The 21253-nt window shown below is 46.7% G+C and carries 20 protein-coding genes; 10 read left to right on the top strand and 10 right to left on the bottom strand.

Annotation, left to right across the window (positions count from 1 at the left end):
• Nucleotides 1–142 precede the first annotated feature (142 nt).
• On the top strand, nucleotides 143–1027 hold the full coding sequence (locus PSE7367_RS02060; protein ID WP_015163704.1) for a thiazole synthase: 885 nt from the start codon (nucleotides 143–145) through the stop codon (nucleotides 1025–1027).
• Nucleotides 1028–1037: 10 nt separating this feature from the next.
• Here the strand turns inward: PSE7367_RS02060 and PSE7367_RS02055 are convergent, their stop codons facing one another.
• The 3 genes from PSE7367_RS02055 to miaB all read right to left on the bottom strand — a co-directional run bounded on the left by PSE7367_RS02055 (nucleotide 1038) and on the right by miaB (nucleotide 4145).
• The gene (locus tag PSE7367_RS02055; protein WP_015163703.1) at nucleotides 1038–1433 is read right to left on the bottom strand and encodes a hypothetical protein; all 396 of its coding nucleotides are present in this window, start codon (nucleotides 1431–1433) and stop codon (nucleotides 1038–1040) included.
• Nucleotides 1434–1954: 521 nt separating this feature from the next.
• The gene (locus PSE7367_RS02045) at nucleotides 1955–2602 is read right to left on the bottom strand and encodes a response regulator transcription factor (RefSeq protein WP_015163701.1); all 648 of its coding nucleotides are present in this window, start codon (nucleotides 2600–2602) and stop codon (nucleotides 1955–1957) included.
• Between the two features lie 187 nt (nucleotides 2603–2789).
• On the bottom strand, nucleotides 2790–4145 hold the full coding sequence (gene miaB, locus PSE7367_RS02040) for a tRNA (N6-isopentenyl adenosine(37)-C2)-methylthiotransferase MiaB (protein ID WP_041698781.1): 1356 nt from the start codon (nucleotides 4143–4145) through the stop codon (nucleotides 2790–2792).
• A gap of 327 nt (nucleotides 4146–4472) precedes the next feature.
• Here miaB and rsmH point away from each other — a divergent pair, with 327 nt between their 5' ends.
• Entirely contained in the window at nucleotides 4473–5354 is an 882-nt protein-coding gene (gene rsmH, locus PSE7367_RS02035; protein ID WP_015163699.1) for a 16S rRNA (cytosine(1402)-N(4))-methyltransferase RsmH, read from the top strand.
• A 47-nt stretch (nucleotides 5355–5401) separates the two neighbouring features.
• Here the strand turns inward: rsmH and PSE7367_RS02030 are convergent, their stop codons facing one another.
• Nucleotides 5402–7609: a PP2C family protein-serine/threonine phosphatase gene (locus tag PSE7367_RS02030; protein ID WP_015163698.1), complete on the bottom strand. Its 2208-nt coding sequence runs from the start codon at nucleotides 7607–7609 to the stop codon at nucleotides 5402–5404.
• Nucleotides 7610–8505: 896 nt separating this feature from the next.
• Here PSE7367_RS02030 and hrcA point away from each other — a divergent pair.
• Nucleotides 8506–9576: a heat-inducible transcriptional repressor HrcA gene (hrcA, locus tag PSE7367_RS02025; RefSeq protein WP_015163697.1), complete on the top strand. Its 1071-nt coding sequence runs from the start codon at nucleotides 8506–8508 to the stop codon at nucleotides 9574–9576.
• Between the two features lie 173 nt (nucleotides 9577–9749).
• Here hrcA and PSE7367_RS02020 read toward each other — a convergent pair whose 3' ends face one another.
• Nucleotides 9750–10451, bottom strand: a complete 702-nt coding sequence (locus tag PSE7367_RS02020) for a polysaccharide deacetylase family protein (RefSeq protein WP_015163696.1) — start codon at nucleotides 10449–10451, stop codon at nucleotides 9750–9752.
• A 101-nt stretch (nucleotides 10452–10552) separates the two neighbouring features.
• On the opposite strand from PSE7367_RS02020, the gene PSE7367_RS02015 reads away from it, so the two are divergent.
• Complete coding sequence (locus PSE7367_RS02015) at nucleotides 10553–10879, top strand: putative quinol monooxygenase (protein WP_156800322.1); 327 nt, start codon at nucleotides 10553–10555, stop codon at nucleotides 10877–10879.
• Nucleotides 10880–11003: 124 nt separating this feature from the next.
• Nucleotides 11004–11639: a chromophore lyase CpcT/CpeT gene (locus PSE7367_RS02010; protein ID WP_015163694.1), complete on the top strand. Its 636-nt coding sequence runs from the start codon at nucleotides 11004–11006 to the stop codon at nucleotides 11637–11639.
• Between the two features lie 214 nt (nucleotides 11640–11853).
• Here the strand turns inward: PSE7367_RS02010 and PSE7367_RS02005 are convergent, their stop codons facing one another.
• Both PSE7367_RS02005 and PSE7367_RS02000 read right to left on the bottom strand, forming a co-directional pair.
• Complete coding sequence (locus PSE7367_RS02005) at nucleotides 11854–12204, bottom strand: carbon dioxide-concentrating mechanism protein CcmK (protein ID WP_015163693.1); 351 nt, start codon at nucleotides 12202–12204, stop codon at nucleotides 11854–11856.
• A gap of 202 nt (nucleotides 12205–12406) precedes the next feature.
• A complete protein-coding gene (locus PSE7367_RS02000) occupies nucleotides 12407–12733 on the bottom strand; it encodes a BMC domain-containing protein (RefSeq protein WP_015163692.1) in 327 nt (108 codons plus the stop codon).
• Nucleotides 12734–13328: 595 nt separating this feature from the next.
• Between PSE7367_RS02000 and PSE7367_RS01995 the strand changes: the two genes are divergently transcribed.
• A complete protein-coding gene (locus PSE7367_RS01995; RefSeq protein WP_015163691.1) occupies nucleotides 13329–15251 on the top strand; it encodes a DUF2779 domain-containing protein in 1923 nt (640 codons plus the stop codon).
• Between the two features lie 35 nt (nucleotides 15252–15286).
• On the opposite strand, the gene PSE7367_RS01990 is transcribed toward PSE7367_RS01995, so the two are convergent.
• Nucleotides 15287–15502 carry a hypothetical protein gene (locus PSE7367_RS01990; protein ID WP_015163690.1) on the bottom strand — a complete coding sequence of 72 codons (216 nt, stop codon included), beginning with the start codon at nucleotides 15500–15502 and terminating at the stop codon, nucleotides 15287–15289.
• A gap of 86 nt (nucleotides 15503–15588) precedes the next feature.
• Here PSE7367_RS01990 and PSE7367_RS01985 point away from each other — a divergent pair, with 86 nt between their 5' ends.
• A complete protein-coding gene (locus PSE7367_RS01985) occupies nucleotides 15589–16245 on the top strand; it encodes an HAD family hydrolase (RefSeq protein WP_015163689.1) in 657 nt (218 codons plus the stop codon).
• A 13-nt stretch (nucleotides 16246–16258) separates the two neighbouring features.
• Here the strand turns inward: PSE7367_RS01985 and PSE7367_RS01980 are convergent, their stop codons facing one another.
• Both PSE7367_RS01980 and PSE7367_RS21725 read right to left on the bottom strand, forming a co-directional pair.
• On the bottom strand, nucleotides 16259–17743 hold the full coding sequence (locus PSE7367_RS01980; RefSeq protein WP_015163688.1) for an Ig-like domain-containing domain: 1485 nt from the start codon (nucleotides 17741–17743) through the stop codon (nucleotides 16259–16261).
• A gap of 458 nt (nucleotides 17744–18201) precedes the next feature.
• A complete protein-coding gene (locus PSE7367_RS21725; protein WP_015163687.1) occupies nucleotides 18202–18456 on the bottom strand; it encodes a hypothetical protein in 255 nt (84 codons plus the stop codon).
• Between the two features lie 539 nt (nucleotides 18457–18995).
• Here PSE7367_RS21725 and PSE7367_RS01975 point away from each other — a divergent pair.
• From PSE7367_RS01975 to PSE7367_RS01965, 3 genes are all read left to right on the top strand, one after another.
• Nucleotides 18996–19937 carry a M15 family metallopeptidase gene (locus tag PSE7367_RS01975; RefSeq protein ID WP_015163686.1) on the top strand — a complete coding sequence of 314 codons (942 nt, stop codon included), beginning with the start codon at nucleotides 18996–18998 and terminating at the stop codon, nucleotides 19935–19937.
• Entirely contained in the window at nucleotides 19934–20740 is an 807-nt protein-coding gene (locus PSE7367_RS01970) for a hypothetical protein (RefSeq protein ID WP_015163685.1), read from the top strand. Before PSE7367_RS01975 ends, PSE7367_RS01970 begins: the two co-directional genes overlap by 4 nt.
• Before the next feature lie 169 nt (nucleotides 20741–20909).
• Nucleotides 20910–21134 (top strand): NAD(P)H dehydrogenase subunit NdhS, encoded by a 225-nt coding sequence (locus tag PSE7367_RS01965; RefSeq protein WP_015163684.1) that lies wholly within the window; start codon nucleotides 20910–20912, stop codon nucleotides 21132–21134.
• Nucleotides 21135–21253 lie beyond the last annotated feature (119 nt).

The following is a 21253-nucleotide window of genomic DNA, read 5'->3' as shown; positions in this document are numbered from 1 at the left end:
AACAAAATTCTAGACAATGCCAGCGCAGAAATGATTAGAATAAATATCCTCAGGTCTTTGAAGTTTTAGTTGATGGCGATCGCCCTAGTCGATCCCAAGCCATAGAAAATTAGTTAAATAAAATCATTTAAAATCCGCAATTATGATCACCCAGCCTCACGCTCCCACCAATAATGATTTGCATCCTGCGCAGCCCGATCGATCAATCCAGCTCGATCCAAAGCAGCTAGGGATCGACGATCAGCCGCTCGAAATCGCTGGCCGTAAATTCAACTCTCGCTTGATGACTGGCACGGGCAAATACAGCAATTTTGAAGTAATGCGATCGGCGATCGCAGTTAGTGGCAGTGAAATTATTACCGTAGCGGTGCGACGGGTACAAACAAATGCCCCTGGTCATGAGGGTTTGGCAGAAGCATTGGACTGGCAAAAATATTGGCTGCTGCCCAATACGGCGGGCTGCAAAACAGCCGAAGAAGCGATCCGAGTGGCCCGGTTGGGGCGGGAAATGGCTAAGATCCTTGGCCAGGAAGATAATAACTTCATTAAACTTGAAGTAATTCCCGATCCTAAATATCTATTGCCCGATCCGATCGGTACTTACCGCGCTGCCGAACAATTGGTTAAAGAAGGCTTTGCGGTGCTGCCCTATATCAATGCTGATCCTCTGTTGGCCAAGGCTCTAGAGGAAATTGGCTGCGCTACGGTGATGCCATTGGGTTCACCGATCGGTTCGGGGCAGGGGTTGAAATGTGCCGCTAACATCGCCATTATCATTGAGCAAGCCAAAATTCCGGTGGTGGTGGATGCCGGGATCGGTACGCCCAGCGAAGCAGCAACGGCAATGGAAATGGGCGCAGATGCGTTGTTGATTAATACAGCGATCGCCAAAGCTCAAAATGCACCAGCGATGGGTGCAGCAATGAATATGGCCACTCAGGCTGGCCGACTTGCTTATCTGGCGGGGCGGATTCCGATTCAGCCGATCGCCAAGGCCAGTTCACCCCAAACGGGTTTGGTAAAGTAGAGCGATAGAGCTATTGTCGATATAGCCAGATTGCCCACCCCTGGGTCATGACCGTAATCACAAAATCACCATCCAATTTGATAGCGATCGCCTCAGCATCCATCCAGCTATGGGCTAGCTTAAAAAAGCTGTAATATTTATGGTTATATTCGATCGCTCGCAAAGGCCGATCGCCATGCCGCTTTTTAATCCGACAATAGCGCACCATCCCAAAATGGATATTGCAGCGGCTATGCTCAGCTTGTTGATCGCGCTCCGCTAGAAATATCGGCACATAGCGCTTCTGGCTATGTTGCTGCCGTTGAGTATAAGAATTTGAATTTTGGGGCTTAGTTGTACCAGGAATTGCAATGCTTTTTGAACCTCGCTGGGAGGTGTTTGAAGAAAATACTGGACTTGAAGACATATGGTTTATGGGGCTAGATCGATTACAATCCGACTTAACATTTATTAAACAATAATCACAACGTGATAAACCAGCCCTAAGCCCTAAGTTAGAAATAATTTGCCCTAAGTCAGGGGTTACCTGCTTTTACGGCATTATTCCTGAGAAAAATTCATGTTAAACAGCTAGATGGAATCACAAACATCTAACTTAATAATTTTATTTATCAAAAACTTGAACCAAAAACTGAAAATTTAGAAATATCAAAATCAAAGTTAAACTTGACCTAACTTTACCCACGATCGGATTATGCATATTCCCCTGATCGGGCGAAAAGTAAGCAACCGTCTTTGCCAGCTTTACGATTGGGTAGAGTATTAGAATGGATATTTTATTGAATTTGCTATTACCAACCTTCTGTACTTTTAATTGTTCCCACATCATAACAAACAGCTAATTATGCTTAAGCATCTTTGCATAAGTTAACTTAGTAATAATTTGGCAGTCTAGGAATAGCACCAATCCCAATTAATCAATCAAAATTAATCAATCAAACCCTCTTCACGAGCCCGCTTGCCCGTTTGTACGCGAATATTTTTGCCCTGCTCCGGATAAACTCCCAGGGCATCCTGCATCTTGCTCCAATAGTTACGCACCGTGCGTTCAGACACATTCATAAACTCAGCGATCGCCTTGTCGGTCAGCGCTTGATTGAAGGCCAGGTTTAAAACCTCTAGCCATTCGGGTCGCACCTCAACCCCAGTTCTAATCTCGCGGGGAGTATAATTCAAGCCCTGCAACGCCCAATCAACCCGCGTGGTCATGTCCTGGATCGACATCGCCTTATTCACCACCGTGAAACCGCCTTCATGGCTGTCGATCGCTGGGCGCAGCCGTACCAAGGGCATGGGGTCAATGCTATGCACCACAATATTGAGAGTTTTGAATTTTTCCATCACGGTGCGCAATACCTGGATGCCAACTTCGCTAACCGCCTGCTCCCCTGGCTCGAAGGGCAATGATAAATCCATCACTAGCAATTCGGGCTGATGCCGCTCCACCAGATCGATCGCTTTTTTGCCGGTTTGGGCAGTCACAATTTCCGCATCGGGATACTGTTGTTTCAGGGGGGCGATCGTGCCACCGATTACGGTTTCTTGATCATCAACAATTAAGATTTTACTGATCATATTTTGCTCATCCTGGCATCCTGTGCAAGAAGTTTACTATAGATCGCTTGCTTGCCAAATTCCTGTATAGGCAATATTGGCATGATTATGCCCAGATTCGCTAATGATTTTAGATTTGGTGGAGCGATCGCCCAGTAATCGCCCCATAACTCCAGATACCCATAACTCCAGATAATAGTATAAATACTTAAATCCTGATCCCAGTCAAACTAAACGGTCGCACTTCGGTAATTTGTAAAGTTACCACTTGGCCGATTAATTCTGGTTTTTGTTCATTCAAAAAAGTAATTCGATTGCCCCTGGTGCGTCCCATCACTTGATTGGGGTTCTTGGGATTAATACCTTCGATCAATATTTCTTCAGTGCGGCCTAAATAACGTTTCGATCGCTCCGCTGCCTGTTGATTGACCAAATGATTAAGTCGCTGCAAGCGATCGCTTTTGACCTCTTCGCTGAGCTGGTTTTCCCATACTGCCGCCGGAGTGCCAGGGCGGGGTGAATAGGCAGCCGTATTCACAAGATCAAAGCTAATTTCTTCAACCAATCGCAAAGTGTTTTCAAACTGCGCTTCGGTTTCACCGGGAAACGCCACGATCGCATCGGCACTGATCGCCGCATCGGGCATAATCTCGCGGATTTGGTCAATAATCCGGCGGTACTTCTCGTGGGTATAGCCCCGCTTCATGTCTTTGAGCAATTCATTATCCCCAGACTGGAACGGGATGTGGAAATGCTCACATAATTTTGGTAGCTCCGCGCAGGCATGAATCAAGCGCGAACTAAAATAGCGTGGGTGGCTGGTGGCGAACCGAATCCGCTCGATCCCCTCCACATCATGGACATAATAAAGCAAATCGGTCAGGGTAATCTTGCCACCAATGCCAGCCCCAATCCCACCAGGAGGCAGATCGCGGCCATAGGCATCGATGTTCTGGCCAAGCAAAGTAATTTCCTTGTAGCCCTGGGCTGCCAGAGCTTCGATTTCCGCGCGGATCGCGGCTGGCGTACGCGATTGTTCCTGCCCCCGCACTGAGGGCACAATGCAATAGGTGCAGGATTCATTACAACCATAGATCACATTGACCCAGGCGGTGATCGTACTGCTACGACGTGGCTTGGTAATGTCTTCTTCAATAAAAGCTTCTTCAATGGCAACCACCTGATTGCCAGCATATACCTGCGCCAGAAGGTCATCGAGGCGATTGACATGCTGCGGCCCCATCACCAGATCTAACTCAGGCACCCGCCGCATCAGGGCTTCACCTTCCTGTTGAGCCACACAACCCGCCACCACCAGGGTTAAGCCAGGGTTACTATGTTTACGCTTGGCCTGCCTGCCCAGATAAGAATAAACTTTTTGCTCGGCATTGTCGCGGATGCTGCAAGTGTTGTAGAGAACCAGATCGGCATCGTTGGCATCGTCGGTGGCGCGATAGCCAATGTTTTCTAATACCCCTGCCATCCGCTCGGAGTCGGCTTTGTTCATCTGACAACCGAAGGTCACGATGTGATATTTTTGCGCTTTTTGATCTAGATTTTGCATTAGAGCCGATCGATCGGGCGCTTGGTTTTCTAGTTCAATCGGGGCTGTTGGCTTAGCAGGGGTAACGGTCATGGGTTTTAGCTGCTGTAGTTTAGGGTATTTTGAGTAGCAGTCTTTTATTTTATACCCTTTTTCAAAATTGGCGATTAACTGAACTAAACCTAAATCAAACGATCGACAATTACTACTTAGCTAGGCCGTTGGTTCGATTAACTTATGAATGTAAGCTTGGCAGATTGCGGTAGCCTTAATTAATGGTTGTAACGATCGCTAAGACTATCAACCTCCATTGTTCCCAGACCATAGCCCTTTTCTCTTTAAACATTTTTGTCCTCCGAATTTCACCATATCCCAGTCCTTGCCAAACCCCTGATCGCTGGATTAGGCGAAATTGTCGATCGCGGGTTTTACCTAGATTGCACCGTCGGTGGCGGTGGCCACAGCAAATTAATCCTAGAGCAAGCCAAAGCCGAGGGCAAAAACATTAGCCTGGTGGCGATCGATCGGGACCAAATGGCGATCGCGGCGGCTCAGCAAAACCTGATCGAATATGGCGATCGGGTGCAGTTCTGGCATGGTAATTACTGCGAATATGAACCTGGCGCAGTTAAATTTGCGGGTATAATTGCCGATCTGGGGGTAAGTTCTGCCCAAATTGACTTACCAGAGCGGGGGTTTAGTTTTCAAGCTAAGGGCGATCTAGACATGCGCATGGATCGCACCGAGGAGACAACCGCCGCAGATTTGATTAACCATGCCGCTGAGGTGGAGCTGGCGAATATTTTTTATAACTACGGCGAAGAACGACTGTCACGGCGGATTGCCAGGGCGATCGTCTCCCAACGGCCATTGCACACCACCACCGAACTAGCCCAGGTGATTGCTAAAGCAGTGCCGGGGCGCTATCGTCATGGCCGGATCAATCCAGCTACGCGTGTGTTCCAAGCCTTGCGGATCGCGGTCAATCGTGAACTAGAAAGCCTGGAAACCTGGCTAGCAAAAGCACCCGATTGGTTAGCAGCGGATGGCATCATTGCCGTGATTAGTTTCCACAGCCTTGAAGATCGGATCGTGAAGCACACTTTTCGTCAGGACGATCGCTTGCAGGTGCTTACCAAGAAGCCAATCATTGCCGAGGCCGAGGAGATTGCGGTTAACAGTCGATCGCGGTCAGCCAAGTTGCGCCTAGCCCGCCGTCTTGTGGTCTAGAGCGTAAGGATAAGGTGACTAATGGTAAAAACGGAAAGATAATAAAGCTAACTTTCCACCGGATCGGCAATATTTTCTGTGTTGATCACGTCGGTTTCCTTGCCATCGCCACCGGGATTAGAACGGCGATCGGTTTCGCTAGGACTATCAGCGGAATCATTGGTGCTGGTTTCATCGCCACCAGGATTATTTGAACTAGGTTCAGTTTCCGGGTTTTGCTCTGGATTTGTCTCTGGATCTGGCGATCGCTCCGGGTTTGGTTCTGTCTCGTTTGCTCCTTCAGTTGGTTCGCTGCCATTTTCTTCAGCAGGGCTGACCGATGGCTTGATGCGATCGCCTCGCACTAGCGTTAAATATTGCTCCAACCAGGGGAACTGCTCACCCAACCAGCGATTGCTTTGCGGGATCAATACCGCTGCTGCACCACCAATCAAGATCAACCCCACCAGCACCACAAAAAAGCCTGCCCCACCTTGACGCTTGGTTACCAGGGTCTCTGCCACGGCTGCAGCGTCGGGTTCGTCCTCAAAGTCCATGCCTGCTTCATTTTGATTTTGCTCTGAATCAGGATCTTTGCCAGCAGCCACCAGGGCACTGGATTTACTCTTGCCAGCTTTAGTAGGTTTGTCCGATGGTGCATCTCCAGCGGTGTCATCATCATCAGAAGCAAGCGCCGCCGCCGGAATAAGAGTTTCCACAGTTGGGGCTTCTTCGTTGGGATCGGGCTCAGCCAATCGCCCCCGCATCAGGGCAATCGTGACATTGTCATGGCCATTGAGCTTATTTGACTGCTCGATCAGGTCTTTGCAAGTACCGCTGAGGGAAAGGTTTTCGGTTAGCGCCGGTTGGATATGGATTTTCCAGAGCTGCTCGACCCGATCGAAATCGCTCAATCCATCGGAACATAGCAATAGCAAAAAGTCATCATCGATCCGCAGCCGCTGCACCCTGGGAATAAGCAGATCAGACGATCTGGTGCCCAACGCCTGGATCAAAGCGCCCCCATCAGCTCGCTGCGAGGAATAGGCATAGAGGTTGTAGCCCATCACGCTATCACGGGTGGCCACATCATCATCGAGGGTGACTTGCTTGCACCCGTGCCGATCGAGCCAATAGACCCGGCTATCACCAACGCCAACAATATAGACCTCCGAGCCAAATTTGCCATAGGGTCTGGGGATCACCGCCATCACCAGGGTTGTGCCCATCCGCTGTTGCGCCAAACGCTGCTGCTGGTCATTAAGCGCCACAATTTGATCATTGACCAATTGCACAATTTTGACCAACTGCTCCATAAAGCTATCGGCGGAAAATGGCTCTGATTCATCTTCTACTTGTTGAAGCAAAGTTTTTAGCAATCGCTCAATCGTAGCGATCGCCATCGCACTAGCCACCTCGCCGCCCTCATGGCCACCCAGGCCATCACAAATAATTGCCAATCGATCGCGGAGGATATCCGGCTGGGCTTCCCGATTTTGTTGCTCTGGATAGGGATAGCAGGCATCTTCGTTGTGATCACGGCGTAAACCCACATCGGTCGCACTGGCGATCCGCACTGTCAGGGGTACATCTTCAAAAATACGGTTGGCAATCGCGTCAATCCGATCGATCGCATCACTTATTTCTAGATCGCCCCGCCCCAGATCATAGAAAAACTCGGCCAGCAGCTCATAATAGTCTTCATCAACCTTGCTCTTATCGAGATCATCCAGCCATTCCACCCAGCGATCGCCCAACTGGGTTAATTCGGTGGCGGTGGCATCGGGTTTTAGCTCTAGCACTCGCAGCCAGGGGCCATCTACCCGCAAAAAATCCTGTTCCAAAAGCGTGGCACACATATTTTGCTGCGCCAGAGGCTGCCACAGTTGCAACACCTGCCAAAGCAGATTAACTTGTCGTAAAGGTGTAGCACTCGCCCAACTGGATCTGAGATTTGGCAAAAGTTCGCCCTGGGCATCGATCGGTACATTTTCCAACAAAATCACCTGAGCCGTGCCAATTGCTTCTTCCCATTGCAGCACCGCATAGGGACGCGGCAGATTTAGCAACAACCGCGACAGCTTTAAATAGGTGATCGCATCGATCGGCAATTCTTCGGGGGCTTCTGGGAACTGGTATGGTTGGGTATCCTCAACGATTTGCGCATCAACAACTCGATAGCGATCGCCAAACATCGTCCCGGCAGAGAACTCTTCGATATCTAAACCCACCGCCCAAAGATAATGCGAGGAAGTTGGTTTGTCATCTTTATTCATGCAAAAAACCTGCCATACCTCAGATTGGATTCTCAACTTAAACCGAACTAGCTTGTTCCAGGTTAATTATGCTATAGAGCCTAACATGGGGAATTTGCCTAGTGCAGCCGCAATGTGACTTAAATCTATGCCGTCAAACTGTTAACCGATCGCTGATCTATTTAACCTGGTGTGCAACTATTTCCAGGCCATTGATTTTAGGTCGTTTGAGCGATCCAAAATATCAAGATCCAGGTTAACTAGCACGAGGATATAAGGGTTTCAGAGTTTTAGTTGCACATCGCGTTATTTAGCTAACAGTTAACTAGTCTTTCAATATAGAGAAGTAGATCACACTTAATTAGTTGATCAACATAAGCACTAAATCAATATTATTGATCAATCTTTATCAATATTATTGATCAATCTTTATCAATAGCTCACTAGCTCACTTAATTTACATAGTTTGCTAAATGGATACTAATGGATACTAAATGAATATAAGCTCGGCAACATTTACATTAGTTTGCCATTCTAACTCGATCGGTGCAAACAGTAAGTAAAATGCTTTGCTTAGAATGCCCTGCTTAGCAGTTAAGTAAATCTCACTTGTTTATGATATTTTCGTTAACTAGGTCAGGCCGAATTAACCAATCTAGGCTCTACTATAGTTATGTATTGATTAAGATAGTTTTTAATCCTAGACTAATTTACAGGTCGTGGCCAAGTTACAAGAAAGTTTTAAGGTTTGAGGATAAAGAGGATAAATTGGTTTAGCTAATCATTCTAGTAGCGGTTGTGGCAATCCTGAATCGGCGCTATGGTTATTTTGGTTATTTTCCTGAGTGACTATAGATTCAGCATCGGCCAGACGAATGAGCTAGGGCGATCGTCAAGTTGATATTTGTTTAATTGCCATGAAAGCTAAGTTAAACAATCGTGAACAAAAGGTGCTTTGGGCCACCATCAATCACTACATTGCCACAGCAGAGCCAGTGGGTTCTAAAGTTTTGGTCAATGAATATGATTTTAAGATTTCGCCTGCCACAATTCGTAACGTGATGGGGGCGCTCGATCGTTCTGGTTTTTTGTATCAGCCGCATACTTCTGCGGGGCGCGTGCCTTCTAATTCTGGTTATCGCATTTATGTAGATGAATTAATTTCCCCCAACAGTCTTCAAGCGGAAACCGCCAGCCGGATTTTGTTGCAGCGCACTGAGCTAATTGGCCGCCAAAGCTTGGAAATCATGTTGCACAATCTTACTCAGATTTTGGCTACCCTCACTGGTTGCATTGCCTTGATTACGGCTCCTAGTGGGCGCATGGCCAGAATTAAGCATATTCAACTGGTGCCGGTGGACGATCGCAAAGTGATGGCGATCGCCATAAGTGATTCCTATGACACAGTTTCGGTTTTGATGGACTTGCCCCCGGAGCTGAGTTCTAAAACACTAGAGTCAGAGCTACAGACAATTAGCAATTTTATTAATAGTCAGATTCAGGATCAAAACCTGGCCGAGTTTGATTATCTGTTGCCCTGGCAGGAGCTCGATCGGCAGTTTTTGCAATATACCGACTTTATTGAGGAGTCACTCAAGCAGCTAACCTCGGTCTGCCAAACCCCAGCAATGGGACAGCTATTTATCAGTGGTATCCGCGAAATTTTGCAACAGCCGGAATTCAATGAACTAAGCCAGCTTCAGTCAGTAATTGAGATCTTAGAAGGTGAGCGCGATCGACTGTTTCCATTAATTTCCCAGCAATCGCAACCCAGCCTGGCCAATGCCGTATCGGTCAAAATTGGCACCGAAATTGATCTAGAGGCGATCCAAAATTGCGCCCTAATTTACTGTGACTATAAATATGCCAATACTGCGGTGGGCAGTGTGGGGGTGCTTGGGCCAACCAGAATGAATTATGAAAATGCGATCGCCTCAGTAGAAGCCACTGCATCCCACTTGGCTGAAGCAATCAAGCTGGTTAGTTGATCTAATTTTGCGCTAGATTCAGTTGAAGAATTGGTGATGAGAGCTTGTAGATGCGATCATGATCTTTAGAAATGCTTGCAAAGATCAATTGAGTATTAATCATCTCCTCGGTTGCCATCTCGGTTGCCACAAAATTATTAGGGCTCAATCTTGCTTAGATCTGGAAGAAAAAATCACGAACTGCTAACTTTTTCATTGCGATGCAGTTGCCAGAGCTGATCGATCGTTACAAATTCATAACCCTGCGATCGTAATTTGGGCACAAGGCGATCGACGGTTGCGGCCACGTCTTCACCGCCATAATAGCCATCGTGTAAGACTATCACTGACCCATTTGTAACCTGCTGCATGACTCGTTCAACCACCAGATCGATTCCTGGTCTGACCCAATCTTCGGGCACAATGCTCCACATCACTGGTCGATATTGCCATTGGTGCAATAGTTGTAAGGTCTGTGGCATAAACAAGCCATTGGGTGGGCGCACGTCTCTAATTAAGTCGGGATCAAGACTGCAAGCCTGGGCGATCGCTTGGCGGGTTTTAGCTAAACTTTGCTCTAGTTCAACCTTGCTCAAAAACGGAAATGATTTATGCTCATAGCCGTGAATCCCCAGCCAGTGACCCTGTTGATGAATGATTTGGGCGAGTTGCGGCGATCGCTCTACCAGGCTACCGAGCCAGAAAAAACTGGCCGTAATTTTATGCTTGGCTAGCACTTCAACCAAAGGCTGAGTATGTTCTGGATGGGGGCCATCATCAAAGGTAAGTGCCACAATTGGCTGAGTGCGATCGTTGCTTGGGGCTGACCACAGGCAATCGGCAAACATGGGAGCCAGAATTTGATGAATGTGGGGGTAGAGGAAGGCTAATTGCATGTGATATGTGAAATGTAATGGGTGTGAGCAGGTCGGTATGTTTGAGAGTGTTTGAGCATTAAAAGCTTTTTGTCTTTAAAAAACTAGAAAGGACCCAAATGATGACAGACCTTCGATACTATGCTTTTGCAACCATTTCGGTGAAACCAGAATTCTTTGCAGATGCCAAACAAGCAATCTTGGCGATCTTGCCACAGACTCTAGCTGAAGAAGGGTGTGAGATGTTTACCTTGCACACTGATTATGATGGGGTAGACTACGACGAGGCGGAGCCGATCCTCTACCTCTACGAAATTTTTGCAGATGAGGCGGCATTCAATTTCCATCATGCCCAAGCCTATACTAAACAGGTTTTTGAAAAGTATAAAACCTGGCTGGCCGGAGAGGTGATCATCAAAAGACTGAAACGATTGCCCCCTGAGATTTAGAAATTTTAGATTTAGCAACTTTCGATCGCCAAATTGCGATAAAAATCAGTTTCTTGGCATATACTCATCAAGGCATATTAATTATTAATCATCAGTCACATCGATCGGCTAAAAGTGCAACTAAATGAGTTATTCAAACAATCTGCTCACCCTGGCCAAATGGATGGCAGGCGAGTTTTCCAATCAAGCCCAGGCAAGTGCTGAACCGGTCTGGTATGTAAATTTGCGATTGTGGCAACGCCCAATTCCCGCCACTTCTTTGGGGGCGTTGGGTGGGGTGTTTTTATTTGCTGAGCAGGCCAGTGGCCTCAATCCAGAAAATATTTATCGTCAACGCTTGATTCAGCTCAGCGAGGTAAATGGCGCATTGCGAGCCAACTATTATGCGTTCAAGCAGCCACAGGATTGGATTGGCGCTGGCCAAAACCCGGAATTACTATCTAAATTGAAGATCGAGCACATTGAAGCGCTGCCAGGATGTACTCTAGGCATCTCGATCGCTCAAATCGCTGGCCAGATCAGGAGCTTTGCCGCGGAGTTATTACCAGGTAGTAAATGCTGTTTTCGCTATCAGGGCGAGACTAAGCAGGTGATGCTGGGGTTTGAGGCGGCGGCAGATTATTTCAAAAGTTTCGATCGGGGCATTAATCCCGATACCGGGGCGGCAATCTGGGGGGCGATCATGGGTCCATATCACCTGATCAAACAGCAGGACTATGGCTCGGAGATCGCAGAGATCAATCAGGCTGCCAGTTTTTAGCTGAAGCCAGCTTTGCAATTTATTCAGCCTATTAATATCTAGTGGTTGACCAGTCGAAATCTAAGCGGCTGCAATCGAGATCGGGTATTTACTCAATCGGAGCAGCACCGATCATAATTTTCATGGTTGACTACTACACCCTAGATTAGGTTTCAAGCTCAGCGATCGCCATACCTAAGATCGCTAAACCCGTGACATGATCGGGCTAGAAGCACTAACCGCGACTGGGTAGAACCTTGATTCCTTCAACCGCATCCCGATAGATTTGGGTTTCTTCTGTATATTGAATTGGCAACACTGCCACCACATTTTCGTGGGGTCTGGGGATAATCACCCAGGATTCTAGCACACCGCCATAGACATGATTCTCCACCGCATATACGCCAGCATCCATCGCGGTTTTCACTTCCGAGACATCGCCCCGAATCACGATCACAAATCGGGCACTACCGCAACGCATGTAGCCCACCAGAGTTACTCTACCTGCCTTGACCATCGCATCAGCCGCACCCACAATCCCTGGGAAGCCTTTTGTTTCTAATGCACCTACTGCTTGTTGAGTCATACTTTCTCTCGTTTTTCTATGTTGAAATTCTATAATTGCGTTTATGCTTAAATTCCCAAGTTTAGACGTTTAGCCTAGCTGTCTAAAAAGAATTAGATGCAGTGCTCACAATCTCATCATCTAAGCGATCGTAATTTTACTAGTTATTGCCTACCTAATCCCAGGCGATCGCCTTAACTATGCACTACTACTACTTACCTGACTACTTGCCTGGATTTTCCCGGAATGGCTCCGAAGCCGCCACATAATTGAGCGGCAGCACATCAATCAAATTCTCCGGTGGATTGGGCACAATGTAGTGGGTTACAACCTCGCTATATTCGCCGGGAGTTTCTTGTCCAGCCGCCACACCCGCCGCCATCGCCGCCTTGACTTCGGAAATGCTACCCCGAAAGACCACAAATTGTTGGCCACTTTCGGCCGTCTCCTGGATCGCCACCGTCACCCGACCAGCCTTAACTCCGGCATCCGCTACCGCAAGCACTGTGGGAAATCCCTGTGTTTGAACTACTCCAACCGCTACTGGCACAAACTAACTCCTCAGCATTTTTATGAAGGTTGATTTTGATCCGATCGAAATTATTGCAGTCTAACTATTAGGAACAGGAACATTGTTTAGCGATTAGCAAGGCTCGATCGCTTGCATACCCAGTTATCGGGCTGGATAATACCCTACTAAACTTAGCCAACAAATATTAATATTAGTAATAACCAGGCACTGATGCAATAAGTGAATACAATTAAAGGCCGATCGACTAGATCTCGATTAAACTGCGACTAGCCAAAATTGGTCAATCCCAGCACAAGTCTTTTTAATTGGTAAATATCAATGCAGTGCATAAGACTAATTCTATGGTCTAAATGGGACTAGATTGATTTAATCTGTTTAATCTTTAGTTAATCTTTACTAATCGCAAGAGCGATCGCTCACAATTTGGCATTGTTTAATTTGGTGATGGTGATGCCAGACGCTCTAATTTCCCAACCATTGCTAATCTGCAACAGCCATAATTTAGCTCAGTCCAGTTTTTGTACTATCATCATATCTACGTTCCAATCGCCTCTTTAGCCTACGGTCAAGTCCGGCACAAATAACTTAAATTGCTAATCAATTTACTCAATACATGACTGAGATCACTTATCTGTCCCGGTTTGACTATAAAACAGCAAAAAGTTGTGCCACTAAGCTCTACTACCGTAAACAGGGATATCCCCGTGGCAATCGCCAGGATAACTACTCCCGCATGTTGTCGGATGGTCGATTTATCATTGCTAAAACCGCCCGCTTGCTCTATCCCGATGGAATTGCGATTGTGGTGGATCAAAGCTTTGAGCAGGGCATTGCCCAAACCCAGCAAGAACTGGCTAAGGAAAATGTAGTGTTATTTGAACCGGTCATTTTTGCCAACTATAAATTAATCAGGCCGGATATTTTAGTCAAACGGGGCGATCGCATTGAGTTAATTGAAGTCCGGGTCAAGGCATTTAATAGCGAAGAAAATGCCAAGCTTGAGCAAGCCCGTGGTCTGAATATTTTTCGCAGTAAGCGCGATCGCAGCGTAAATAGCCTCTGGCGCAATGCGATCGAAGAAATGGCATTTCAAGTCCATACCCTGCAAGAGCTATTGGTGCAAATGGGACAGCGATCGCCAAATCTAGAAATTATTCCCCATTTCATGATGCCGGACTTGGCTCAGCCCACCGCGATCGATAATCTTGCGGATCTGTTTAAAATCACTAAAACTAAATCGCAAGCTACTCCCTCCAGTTTCAGTGGCGTGGATGTGCAATTCCTGGGCGATCAACAGCAATTAGAACAACTTAGAAAGCACCCATCTTTAGCGTTAGTAAACATCAAATCAGAAGTAGCAGAGCTTTTGCCCAGGGTAGTTAGCAATGTTCAAACCTATCTCAATAGCATTGTGGACGGGCTGGAAAAGATTGAAACACCGATCGATAAGGGGTGCAAAAACTGCGAATATCGCGCCTCGCCCCATGACGATCGGGATGGCTTCAAAGAATGCTGGCAGGAGCTGGCGGAAGTAGAACCACACATCCTCGATCTCTATCACATTGGCCGGGTTGGTGGCGTGCGTACACCACTGGTGAATGAGATGATCCAGCAGGGTAATGTGAGTATGTTTGACTTACCACCGGAGTTGCTGGAAGAGAGTGTTTATCGAGCCAGGCAATTAGTGCAACTAAAACACACCAGCGAAAATAGCGAATGGATTTCTGGGCAATTGCCAGAGATTTTAACCCGGTGTAAATATCCGCTCCATTTTATTGATTTTGAAACTTCGCGGTTGGCGATCGCCCCTAATAAACAAATGCCGCCCTTTGAGCGAGTTGCTTTTCAATGGAGTTGCCATACCATCCCGGAGCCGGATGCGGAACCGATCCATACCGATTGGCTGAACACCAGCGATCAATTCCCTAATTTTAAGTTTGCCAGAGCCCTGATGGAGCAATTGGGCACAAAGGGCACGATCTTTACCTGGGCTCCCCATGAAAACGCGGTGCTGAGGGATATTCATAATCAAATGGAAATCTATGGCTATGAAGATCCTGAACTAAAGCAATGGCTGCGCAGTACGGCGCAAATTAAGAAGAAGGGCAAATCCAAGCTCAAGGATATGTATGCGATCACCCTGGAGCATTATTTCCATCCGTTGATGAAGGCGCGAACTTCGCTAAAATGCGTTTTGCCGGCAATCTGGAAGACCAATTCCTATTTACATGAATTGAACTGGCTAAAGGACTATTTCAAAAAGGAAGGCGATCGGATTCTCAGCCCCTACGAGGCGCTGCCGAATTTAGAGATTAGCGATCGATCGGTGGGAATTAAGGAAGGCACAGAAGCGATGCTGGCCTACCAGGAGATTCTCTATGGCCAAAGCCGCGATCGCCCAGATTTGCAGGCCAAGTGGACAGAGCTATTAAAGCAATATTGCTGCCTGGATACATTGGCGATGGTGGTGATCTGGTTGCATTGGCATTATTTAGCTTCAGAGAATGCGGCTGATCAAGCTTTAGCAAAAATCTAAGTCTTGTAAAGATCTAAGTCTTGTAAAGATCTAAGTTAAGTAACGCTACGAATCCCAGCAATAATCCCCACCCCGATCACCCCCAGGCCGATCGCCCAGAGCGCATAGTCTGGTAGCCAATCGATTAGACCGGCTCCCCTGAGCACAATAATGATCGCAGTAATGATCAGCAAAAAACCAAAGATGTATAGGAAGATGGTTGCGGTGGTGCCTAGCTGTTTGTTGTTATTGTTTTGGGGGTGTTTTGACATAAATTTTATTCCTGCACATAACTAGTGCTAAAGATTTACTATATGCATCAATTTATTAATATGCGGTGATTAAAAATTTTCCAGCGATGAGCGATCCACAAACTTTTTTTAATGATCCTAATAGTATAGGGCATTTACAGCAGATCCTTTTTGATCTAGGTGGAGTGCTGTATGAGCTAGACTTTGCTAAGTTTGGTGAGGGCATGAACCGCCTGCGATCGCCCCAGAGCATTCATTCGATCGAATATTCCTTGCGCCAGCAGCCAGAGGTTTTCTCGCTGTTTGAGACGGGCAAAATCTCGACTGCCGAGTTCCGCGATCGCCTTCGTAGTGAATTCAAGCTAGAGGCTAGCGATGAAGCGATCGATCATGCCTGGAATTCGCTGCTAGTTGGTTTGTATGGCGATCGGGTGGGAATGCTAGCAAAACTAAAAAAGAAGTATCGGCTTAGCTTACTCAGTAATATCAATGATTTGCACTTAAATGCTGTAGAGCACGAATGTAAAGAGTTATTTGCTTTGTTTGAGCAATGCTTCTTTTCCCATTTAATTGGCCTGAGGAAACCTAACCAGGATGTATTTGAGCATGTGCTGGCAGGAATGGCGGCGCAGCCAGAACAGGTGCTATATATCGATGATTCACCGCAACATGTGGAAACCGCTAAGAGCATGGGAATTAATGCGATCCATCTAGCGAATGCGAATGACTTAAAAGCAATTTGCGATCGCCTGCTAGTGAATTAAGTAACCAGCCAATCTAGGGTAGCCATTTGGGATTAGAGCCAATCAGATTCAACGAGATTAAGCCAGGACTTTCCAAATTTGCCCCTGGCAGCGAGAGCAATTTTAGCTGGGGTGGACTTGGCGCAGTTGGTGCATTAACGCCATCATCACCGCGATCGGACTCGCTATAGTTGGGCTGATCAGGATTTTCCAACACCACGTCAAAGGCGATCGCCGTGCCATCAGGAGCCACATTGATCTCTAAGTCCTGTTGTTCTGGCAGGTCAATTAAGCGGGTGATTTGTTGAGTTTGGATATCGATCGCCGCCAAATAGGGAATTTCTCGATAGAGATTCTCATTTTGATATAAATCGGTCAGCAGGCAATAGGCAAGCTTCTTATTCGGTGAGAACTGCGCCCCCAGGATCGATCCTTCCGTGGTGAACAGTTCTTGCTGCACGCCCTGATTCGTGACCAAAAACAGCGATCGGGTAAAGTCTTTGTTGAACTTAATTGTTAAGGCCTGTGTACCATCACTGCTGAAACTAAGCACCGTGCCAAAGCGGGGCAAAAAATCCAACGGTTCCGCTTCCGGTTCCAACGGCAAGATCGCCACCCCTTCGCCCTGGGCGATCGCCACCGCATCACTATCCGGCGTAATCATAAAATCACCACCGGGTTCATTGTTTAATGGTTCTAGCGGCATGCCTTCTCTCAACACCCATAATCCATATCTGCCAGGGTTACGCTTGTCTAGCCGCTGCACCACAATAACCTGATCATTTGCCGACAGATCAAATTTAAAATTCTGGTATTCCTGCGAGTCTAAAATTAATTCAACTTTACCCACATCCTCAGCATTCTCTCCTAGCCCAGTGGTAACGCTATAGATCTTTTGCTCTAGCACATCCAAGCTGCCATCGGCCAATCGCTCAACCGCAGAAAAAAGGATCTTACGCCGATCGCTATAAACCCGAAAATCCGTTACGCTCAAATTTGCTGGCGAAATTAATAATCGCTCTTGCTTCTGCTGATCATAAATCACTAATCTTCCGGCATCATCCTCAGCACCACCAATATAGGCAAGTAAAGGCTTGGGGGTAGAGAATGTGGTGGTAAATGGCTCAATCGGTACATGATTACCCACCTCATCGGCAAAGCGATCGAAGGCCTCTTTTAGCTCGATCGTGTATTCATTGCCATAGACCGCCGGGGTATCGAGGGTATAGGCCATCCGTCGCCCCGCCCAACTCATTCTGCCTGGTAATTCTGGCGTAATACTCAGGTTTGCGGCCACGCTTTCTCGATCCATTGGTCGATTGAAAGTAAGCACAAATGCGGTATCAGCAGCCTCGACTTGCTGATCTTGCCAGCTAAATTCACGTATCTCTGGCCTGGTTCGATCGCCCAATAACAATAGCGCCGCGATCGCCACCCCTAAAATCACCATCAAGCCGATCGCTACCTTGTCGATCGGTTGGTTGAATAGTTGGCTGCGATTGATTCCTTTCGATTGCATATCTAAGCGTTGTAGTAATCCACTACAAAGAATTTGATGGTTTTAAGACAAGCGATCATCTACCTGGTTTAGATTGCAAATCCTTAAGATTTAAGTTGGCAAAATAGTAGATAGATGCATAGATAGATAGCTATAGCAAACTATATTAACGCTTATTATAGGCAATAAAATAAAGCCACTGGCTATGTTGTGCCGCATAGTAAATGGCTCAGGTTTAATTATTGATAGTTATGATCTAATAGCACATAGCTATTTCATCAGTACAATTGATTGCTTGATTGCTCCATAGCGATCGTAATTGTTGCGTTTACGCGGTTATAAAACCTAGCGTTGCAGATTGTTAAAATGATCGGATGATCGGAAAAATTATCAATCATACATACAAACTGCGATCGACTATAGGTTTGCTATTTAAGATTATTGACATCGTGATTCTGGAATTAAACAATATTCAAAACCTAAATATCAAAATACCGTTGCAACGACAAATTGGGATGTACCTGGAAATCGATCGCCGCTGAATCACTTTGAATCCCAATCCGGCGATATTCACCCACAAACATCAAGGCCAATGCCGATCGCTCTTGCCACAATTCTCTGGCGATCTGCTCCGAACAAAAGACCGACAAATGGCAACCAAAACCGACCGATTGACATTGATTTAGCAAAATTCTCAAGCGTCTAAATCGCTGACAGGCCTCGCGGAAATTCACCCTATTTCTTCCCTCACACATACCTTTTCAACTAGAGTCGATTTTAGGGGCAATCCGGTTCCGCGTCATCAGTGCGATCGCTGAGATTCAGGCTCTTAGGCCGGATCTACTGCCGATCAGCAATTTTAATTAGTTGATGCAATTAATTATATTAATTATTTAAGTATGCCGCTAACTTTTCCGCTCATTGATCAAACCGATCAAACCGATCAAATTTCTCCGGCAGTGTTACTAAACGTAAATTGTCGCCCAAACTATTCCCTCTCATGGTTGCATTTAGGCTGTTACTGTAGGTATATTACCCATGATCCAATCTAGCCTGTTTGCTGTAAATCTGTGCAATCTTGCAATATGTATAGATTAATGCCCCTGGTGCAGGAATTACAGCACGAATTTGGATTAACTTGCAACGATCTAGCCCGCTTGACTGTTCGATATTTCAATATTTCAATATCTGAATCTGACCAATCAAAGTTGCAACCACAAAACCTGAATATCTGCTATAACCTGCTATCTAAACATTGACCCAAAGCAACCATATGTCTTCTCCCAACGATATTCCTGTTGCTCAGCGCGTATCAAATACTGAGAAAAAATCGTCTAACACTAACCCGGTGGCGCGATCGCTCAAAGCAATTCCCTGGTGGGGCTATTCCGTTGTAATCCTGGCGCTTTTTTCACCGATCGTGGTAATGCGTTACATGGCTAATGCCACACCTGGAGATGGGGTGGTCAATACGGCTCAGCAAACTAATAAGGCCAACCAGAAAGCACCTGTCGATCGCGTCGCAGCAGCCACCACAGAGAATATTCAAGATGAAACAAATATAGCTGGTTCACCCGATCGCCCCGACTCATTTACCAGCAACCCCGATGCCCAAGGTCAGGAAATCGAAGCAGATTATGTGGAGCTGCCTGATAATCAAAATAATAGCTCGATCAAGCATTTTGCCTATGTCGAAGCATCGCCAGCAGAGCTAACCACGATCGCCAGAGCCAGTGATGGTTATGAAATCAGGTTGCGATCGGCGGCAGCGGAAAGCTTTTTGCGGATGTCAGATGATGCCAGAGCCAGTGGCATAGATTTGGTGGCGGTCTCTGGGTTTCGCACCCAGGACGAACAAAACCAGTTGTTTTTTAATATTGGTCAGCAGCGTAACCAGAACCCCTCCGAGCGCGCCACAGTTAGTGCCCCACCTGGTTATAGTGAACACCACACTGGCTATGCGGTAGATATTGGTGATGGAGCAGTGCCCAGTACCCACATTTCCCAGAAATTTGAGCAAACGGCGGCATTTCAATGGTTACAGGAAAACGGCGCTCGCTATGGCTTTGAAATGTCTTTCCCGATCAACAATAAACAAGGCGTTGCCTATGAGCCCTGGCATTGGCGTTTTGTGGGCGATCGCCATAGCCTGGAAACTTTCTATAAGACCAAAGATCGGCTGAATACCCCAGCGGAAACGGCGGGGGCAGGATGAATAATAATTCACCTAACCCTAATCAGGATGGAATTGATATCACGATCATAGCGATCGGCATTTTTACGCTCACAATCATGGCTTTGCTGGGGCCAGTGATTGGTATTTCTCCTGTGCTGACTGCCGCGATCACAGTGGCGATCCTAGCTATTTATGGCATTGATCTAGGTGCTTTTTCCGGTCGCGGTACGAATTTTGTGCTGAATTGGCTAGAGGGGCGATCGCCAGAGCGAATGGAGCGGATTTTGCACCACGAAGCCGGACATTTCCTGGCTGCCTATCTGTCTGGTCTCAAGATTATTGGCTATAACCTCGATCCACTTTCCGCCCCCTCAAATATGTCAAATATGTCAAATATGTCAGGTATGGCAGTAGCTGGAGTGGAAGTCGATCCGGCTCAAATTAAGCAACCTCAAATGTTATCTCGCTATTGTACGGTTTGGATGGCGGGGATCGCGGCGGAGCAATATCTAGATGCTAGCGATCGACAATCATCAGAGTTAAATCCAAACCCAAGCTCACAGATCAGCTCAGCGGGAAATGCCTGGACAGGTGATCTTGGTAACACTGGCGGCATGAATGACCTGCGGCAGCTTAAGGCAGCGGTGAAAGAATTGGCTCCAGAGAAAAACCCAGAGATGGAGATGCGATGGGCTTTGCTACGATCGCGCACCCTGATCAAAGAGTATAGCGCTGCCTATGAGGCTCTGGTGGAGCAAATGCGATCGGGGGCGGCGCTGGCGGAATGCTATGGGGCGATCGATGCTAATTTGCCAGATTCGGCTAGTCGGCTGATCGCTTAAAATTTAAGCTATGGATAGCAACACCAATCCCCATGTAGGATAGATAATTAGAGTTGCCAATTTAAGCCTGATTGAGTAGCGGCTGAGAGTAATAGTCTGCTTCGATTACTCTGCTTGTAAAATTCTAGCCAACAGGTTAATTACACAAATTAATTACACAAAAAACACCATGAGTGAAATTACATCAGAAATTATCTTTCCTGGCTCCGCTGTGAAGGTAAGCAATCAAGGCGATACCTACTATGGCTTTGAAGGTGTGGTGCAAAGGTTCAGTGATGGCCGTGTTGCCGTAGTTTTTAGCGGTGGCAATTGGGAAAAAATAGTCGCTTTCCGACCTGATGAGCTAACGGTTATGGATGCCACCGAGAGCCGGAATAAGGGTAGAAAGAAATAAATTGTTATTTGCTACTAATTTTCGTAGCGGCGATTGTGTTTCTAGCTTGCTTGAATAGATGAATCCTACATAAATTATGTGGCAGATCGATCGCGTATGTGCTGCATAGTTCTTGGCGC

Source organism: Pseudanabaena sp. PCC 7367 (genome assembly GCF_000317065.1).
GTDB classification, from domain to species: domain Bacteria; phylum Cyanobacteriota; class Cyanobacteriia; order Pseudanabaenales; family Pseudanabaenaceae; genus Thalassoporum; species Thalassoporum mexicanum.
Note: the sequence above shows the minus strand (reverse complement) of the source record. Positions and strands in the feature narration are given on the sequence as shown.

Bases quoted from the DNA above. Each gene is read 5' to 3' on its own strand.
- PSE7367_RS02060 (WP_015163704.1), top strand. From the start codon at position 143: ATGATCACCCAGCCTCACGCTCCCACCAATAATGATTTGCATCCTGCG.
- PSE7367_RS02055 (WP_015163703.1), bottom strand. From the start codon at position 1,433: ATGTCTTCAAGTCCAGTATTTTCTTCAAACACCTCCCAGCGAGGTTCA.
- PSE7367_RS02045 (WP_015163701.1), bottom strand. From the start codon at position 2,602: ATGATCAGTAAAATCTTAATTGTTGATGATCAAGAAACCGTAATCGGT.
- miaB (WP_041698781.1), bottom strand. From the start codon at position 4,145: ATGCAAAATCTAGATCAAAAAGCGCAAAAATATCACATCGTGACCTTC.
- PSE7367_RS02030 (WP_015163698.1), bottom strand. From the start codon at position 7,609: ATGAATAAAGATGACAAACCAACTTCCTCGCATTATCTTTGGGCGGTG.
- hrcA (WP_015163697.1), top strand. From the start codon at position 8,506: ATGAAAGCTAAGTTAAACAATCGTGAACAAAAGGTGCTTTGGGCCACC.
- PSE7367_RS02020 (WP_015163696.1), bottom strand. From the start codon at position 10,451: ATGCAATTAGCCTTCCTCTACCCCCACATTCATCAAATTCTGGCTCCC.
- PSE7367_RS02015 (WP_156800322.1), top strand. From the start codon at position 10,553: ATGACAGACCTTCGATACTATGCTTTTGCAACCATTTCGGTGAAACCA.
- PSE7367_RS02010 (WP_015163694.1), top strand. From the start codon at position 11,004: ATGAGTTATTCAAACAATCTGCTCACCCTGGCCAAATGGATGGCAGGC.
- PSE7367_RS02005 (WP_015163693.1), bottom strand. From the start codon at position 12,204: ATGACTCAACAAGCAGTAGGTGCATTAGAAACAAAAGGCTTCCCAGGG.
- PSE7367_RS01995 (WP_015163691.1), top strand. From the start codon at position 13,329: ATGACTGAGATCACTTATCTGTCCCGGTTTGACTATAAAACAGCAAAA.
- PSE7367_RS01990 (WP_015163690.1), bottom strand. From the start codon at position 15,502: ATGTCAAAACACCCCCAAAACAATAACAACAAACAGCTAGGCACCACC.
- PSE7367_RS01985 (WP_015163689.1), top strand. From the start codon at position 15,589: ATGAGCGATCCACAAACTTTTTTTAATGATCCTAATAGTATAGGGCAT.
- PSE7367_RS01980 (WP_015163688.1), bottom strand. From the start codon at position 17,743: ATGCAATCGAAAGGAATCAATCGCAGCCAACTATTCAACCAACCGATC.
- PSE7367_RS01975 (WP_015163686.1), top strand. From the start codon at position 18,996: ATGTCTTCTCCCAACGATATTCCTGTTGCTCAGCGCGTATCAAATACT.
- PSE7367_RS01970 (WP_015163685.1), top strand. From the start codon at position 19,934: ATGAATAATAATTCACCTAACCCTAATCAGGATGGAATTGATATCACG.
- PSE7367_RS01965 (WP_015163684.1), top strand. From the start codon at position 20,910: ATGAGTGAAATTACATCAGAAATTATCTTTCCTGGCTCCGCTGTGAAG.